Source organism: Flavobacterium restrictum (genome assembly GCF_007097245.1).
GTDB classification, from domain to species: domain Bacteria; phylum Bacteroidota; class Bacteroidia; order Flavobacteriales; family Flavobacteriaceae; genus Flavobacterium; species Flavobacterium restrictum.
In genome coordinates, this window is record NZ_VJZT01000042.1 from 1 (window position 1) to 4,799 (window position 4,799).

Sequence of the window (4,799 nt, forward strand, 5' to 3'; positions counted from 1 at the left end):
TTGTATTTGGGATGATTTGGCAAATCCGAAAATAGGGCTTAATTTAGTCCCAAACCCGCTGTAGTACCAGAACGTTGTGCGACACTTTTGAGCGACGGAAAACCGAAACATAAAAAACAACAAATGAAGTTATCAAATTCTCCAGAATCCGAAATACCAACAGAATTTTACATTTTTGTAAATTTATTAAATAACGTAACAAAACTAAATTTAGAAAATACTAAATGTATTTCATCATCAGCATTTTTCCAATTCATAACTGATTCGGACAAAGAATTTGCATCAAAATATTTAAAAGGCTCAATTTCTGCATTTTCTCCACATAATGAGTTAAACAAAAACATCAAAGAAGACTATATAAATGGTAAATTAGAATATTTACCATTTGAACATAATCCGAAATGTAACGTGAATTTGATGTCAATGTTTAATAATCATATTACTTCAGAATATAGAACAGAATATAATTGTGAACATTTTAGAAAACTTTATTTCCCTAAATATCCTTCTAGATTATCGAGTTGTTATGCTTTTGGCGATTATGAATCTTGTAAAATAGTTAGCGAAAAATATAGATGGAACTTAAATAGTGTGAAAAAATTTAGACTAATTCCATACGAACATAATAGAGTCGCAAAAGTGAATATGGAAATTGTATCATTAGAACGTTATGCTAATACTTTTTCAAGTTTAGATGCAGAAACGCAACAAAAAATTTGGGCTTCATATTGGAACGGAATTGGAAATATAAAAATGGAATTGCCAACAATTAATGGTTCGCAAGTTTTTGAAAGTGGAATAATTTGGGAATATCTTATTGAAGGAATATTACAGTTAATAGATTAAAGCGATCGCACAACAGCGGTTTCAAGAAATGGCGAGGCACGGGATTTATCAGAAATTGGAAAGGTTTTTAATTAAAAGTTTTTGTTATATTTGTGAAGGCTTGGTCTTGGTTCATCGCCACTTCTTGAAGCCGCGAAACGTTATGTGCCATTCTGTGAGACAGCGTACCAACGACAAACATTCCAAAAAAAAGACGTAAATTTGAAGCAATAATTTTGATAAAATGGAAATATTAGGTAACGACAAACATAAGATAATCTATGCGGACGCTTTGGAAGCATTAAAAACGCTACCAGACAATTCTGTGGACTTGATTTTTGCTGACCCACCTTACAATATTGGAAAAAATTTCAACGGAAAAATTGAAAAATGGGACACAGAAGAAAGTTATTTAGAATGGTGCTATGAATGGCTTGACTTGTGTGTTCAAAAACTAAAACCAAGTGGAAGTTTTTATGTAATGACAGCCACTCAATTTATGCCTTATTTTGACATTCATTTACGCAAAAAACTAACAATTCTGTCAAGACTTGTTTGGTCTTATGATAGTTCAGGCGTTCAAGCTAAAAAATACTATGGTTCTATGTACGAACCTATCTTGTTTTGCGTAAAGGACAAAAATAATTATACTTTCAATACAAACGACATTTTAGTAGAAGCAAAAACAGGTGCAAAACGCAAACTTATTGATTATCGTAAGGCTGTACCGACTGTTTATAATTCAGAAAAAGTACCAGGAAATGTGTGGGAATTTTCAAGAGTTCGTTACAGAATGGACGAGTATGAAAACCACCCAACTCAAAAGCCAATTTCGTTACTTGAAAGAATAATAAAAGCAAGTTCAAACGAAGGCGATTTAGTTTTAGACCCATTTTCTGGAACTTTTACAACTTGTTATGTAGCAAAAGAATTAAATAGAAATTCCATTGGTATCGAGTTGCAAGACGAATATGTTAAAATCGGTTTGAGAAGATTACAATTAGCCGAAGAATTCAAAGGCGAAAAATTAGAAAAAGAAATACGGACTTTTGAAACCGAAAAAATTGCAACACAACAAAATTTAACCTTATTTGAACCCAATGGAACATATATTCACGGCTAATATTAAAGAGATTTTACAAAGAAACTTTGACAAAAATGCAGATGATATTTTTGATAAAAGCCAACTCATTCAATACATAAACGAGAAAACTCGTTCAGCAGGAAGAGGCTCAAAAGCAAGAGGTAGTTTTGCTAATCTTTACGCAATTTATGTAATTATAGAAGATTACATAGCCAATGGATTTGACACAAAAGTCGACTATTCAAAATATGAAGGTGCATTATTCAACAAACTTTTTGCAAGACAAAGAGAGTTGCCATTTGGAAACAAATTGCAAAATCACGCCTTGAATAATCGTATGAATTCAGAGTTTGAAAAGTATTTTCCAACTTCTGAATACAAACCAATTTTAAGAGACCAAGCGACAAACAGATATTGGATAAATGAAAATTTGTTGAATATAAAAGTTGGCGATGCCAACTTCAATATTGCAACCGCAATCATTGAAATAATTAATGAGTACACTAGAACAAAACAAGATGCGTTTCAGCGTTTTGTGAAACAGTGTGAAGCACTTCAAGATATTGAAAACACTACACCCGAAAAGGTTGAAGAGTTTATAATCGGTTTACTTGCACCAAATGTAGATGCTCGACTTTTTGAAATTGTAAGTTATTCTATTCTCAAATTTTACTACCACGACCAAACTATTATTTGGGGTTATGAGATGGACAAACTTAACACAGAAAATTTAAAACTTTACAAAACAGGACGAACCAATGCAAATGATGGAGGTATTGATTTTGTAATGAAACCATTAGGTAGATTTTTTCAAGTAACCGAAACATTGGACTTCAAAAAATATTTTCTTGACATTGACAAAATTCAAAAATATCCGATAACTTTTGTAATCAAATCAGACGAAGAAGTTGAACCTCTGAAAAAGAAAATTCAAGACAATGCGGATAAAACATATTTAATAAAAGCAATAGTTGAAAAATATATGGCTTGCATTGAAGAGGTTATAAATATTCCGATGTTGAATGTAAGATTTAATGAAGCTGTAAAACAAGGTTACTTAAAGAACATACTTGACGAAATTGTAGTACAAAGTAAAGTGGAATTTAACTACACTGACGAAGAGGACGAAGAATAAGAACGGCACATAACAGCAGTTTGGCAAAATGGCGGGTTCAGTGCTAAATTGAACATTCGGTTTTCTAATAAACATTAGTGCTAAATTAAAAGTAAGTGCTTCTAAATCCGCCACTTCGCCAAGCTGCAAAACGTTGGTGGCAAGTTGTGCCGAAATTACGCAGGTAATTCCGATTTGGAAATAAAGTTCACAGCTCGCAGAAACTAAAAAAACAGAAGGGTGAAAGTTGGATTTTATCAGCAGAAATTGAAAAAGCAGAAAACTGAAAAAGTAGAAGTGTGAAAATTGGATTTGCCAACAGAAACTTGAAAATTGGAATCTGAAAAGCAGAAGTGTGAAAGTTGGATTTTTATCCACAGAAAATTGGAAAGTTGGAAACTGAAAAGCAGAAGCGTGAAAGTCGGATTTTTATCAGCAGAAACTTGCAAAGTTTTGCGCAGAAAATAAAATGGAAATTTAAAACAATAAGTTGAAAATTACGAACCGAAAAATTGAAGCGTGAAAAGCAAAATATAGTAAATTGAGAAACAAAAAAGTGAAATCTTTGAGGAAATTCGTAATTTCGACAAAACAACCAGCCACCAACACACGCTACAACGGATTTGGGCATTTGGCTTAATGGAAAAATGGTTTTGTATTTGGAAGATTTGGCAAATCCGAAAATAGGGCTTAATTTAGTCCCAAACCCGCTGTAGCGCGAGAACGTTGGTGGCAATTTAACCGCAAAATGGGAGAAAACAAGAATCTATGAAAATTTTAAAAGTCATTCTATTAATTACTATTTGCTTTTTGTTTTCTTGCAACAAAAAACACGAACAAAATGATATTGATAAATCAAATGATTCAATTTATGTTTACAACCAAAATCAGACTAAAAAAGAAGATACCGTTTGTCTAAATGAAGAAAAACAAGCAGAAAAAGATATACAAAGTGGTAAATTAGTTTATTTCTATTTTCGGGGAAAGACAAAAATGTATAGAAGCAATAAAGAAATGAAAACGTTACTTTCCGCTTATAATATAGAAATTGATTCTGCTTTAGTATTTTGTATTCCTGACCTAAACGGATTTAAAAGAAATTGCTACGCTTCTAAAATGGAAATTGCTATTAAAAAAAAATATGGCAATGAATTTATAAACACATTAAGAAATTTAGCTGAAATTCAATTTGTATTAAATAATCCAAATCTAGTATTCAAATTTGAAGAGTGCGATACAACTTCAAGGTATCCGAACACAAAAAATTATTCAGATTATTTTAAAAAGCCCAAAGAAGACTTTGAAAAACAGTTTACTTATCCAAAAGATTATAAATTTAAATCAGGAAAATATTATTCGAGCACACAAATAAGTTTTATTTTGGATAAAAACGGAAAAATAAGCAACATTGAAACTGATTGTAGTTTTACAGATACTGAAAACAATAAGTTTGCAGAATATTTTAAAAATGAAACTGTAAAAATTTGTAAAAAAAACAAAATGGATTCCTGCTAAATTTAAAGGAATAAATGTAAATAGTGAAATGAATTTTATATACTTCCATAAATAAACTGCCACCAACACACGCTACAAGCAATTTGGGCATTTGGTTTAATGGAAGAATTGGTTTGTATTTGGAAGAATTTGGCAAATCCGAAGAATGGGCTTAATTTAATCCCAAACTGCTTGTAGCGCGGGGACGTTATGGGCTATTTTGGAGAAACCGAATAGCTGACAAACTCCGAATAATAAAATCTACTAAATATATTTCGTTCC

4 protein-coding genes are annotated in these 4,799 nt (G+C 31.5%); all 4 read left to right on the forward strand.

Going from position 1 to position 4,799, the window contains the following annotated elements:
- The first annotated feature begins 123 nt into the window (after window positions 1-123).
- The 4 genes from FNW21_RS15975 (at window position 124) to FNW21_RS15990 (ending at window position 4,538) form a co-directional block, all read left to right on the forward strand.
- Window positions 124-846 (forward strand): hypothetical protein, encoded by a 723-nt coding sequence (locus FNW21_RS15975; protein WP_144257746.1) that lies wholly within the window; start codon window positions 124-126, stop codon window positions 844-846.
- A 223-nt stretch (window positions 847-1,069) separates the two neighbouring features.
- Window positions 1,070-1,948: an adenine-specific DNA-methyltransferase gene (gene yhdJ, locus FNW21_RS15980; protein WP_144257747.1), complete on the forward strand. Its 879-nt coding sequence runs from the start codon at window positions 1,070-1,072 to the stop codon at window positions 1,946-1,948.
- Window positions 1,926-3,044 (forward strand): restriction endonuclease, encoded by a 1,119-nt coding sequence (locus tag FNW21_RS16640; protein ID WP_144257748.1) that lies wholly within the window; start codon window positions 1,926-1,928, stop codon window positions 3,042-3,044. The genes yhdJ and FNW21_RS16640 overlap by 23 nt, the downstream gene beginning before the upstream one ends.
- Window positions 3,045-3,791: 747 nt before the next feature.
- Entirely contained in the window at window positions 3,792-4,538 is a 747-nt protein-coding gene (locus FNW21_RS15990; RefSeq protein WP_144257749.1) for a hypothetical protein, read from the forward strand.
- Window positions 4,539-4,799 lie beyond the last annotated feature (261 nt).

What these genes read in the sequence shown, in the direction of transcription:
- FNW21_RS15975 (WP_144257746.1), top strand. Translation starts at nt 124, where the DNA reads ATGAAGTTATCAAATTCTCCAGAATCCGAAATACCAACAGAATTTTAC.
- yhdJ (WP_144257747.1), top strand. Translation starts at nt 1,070, where the DNA reads ATGGAAATATTAGGTAACGACAAACATAAGATAATCTATGCGGACGCT.
- FNW21_RS16640 (WP_144257748.1), top strand. Translation starts at nt 1,926, where the DNA reads ATGGAACATATATTCACGGCTAATATTAAAGAGATTTTACAAAGAAAC.
- FNW21_RS15990 (WP_144257749.1), top strand. Translation starts at nt 3,792, where the DNA reads ATGAAAATTTTAAAAGTCATTCTATTAATTACTATTTGCTTTTTGTTT.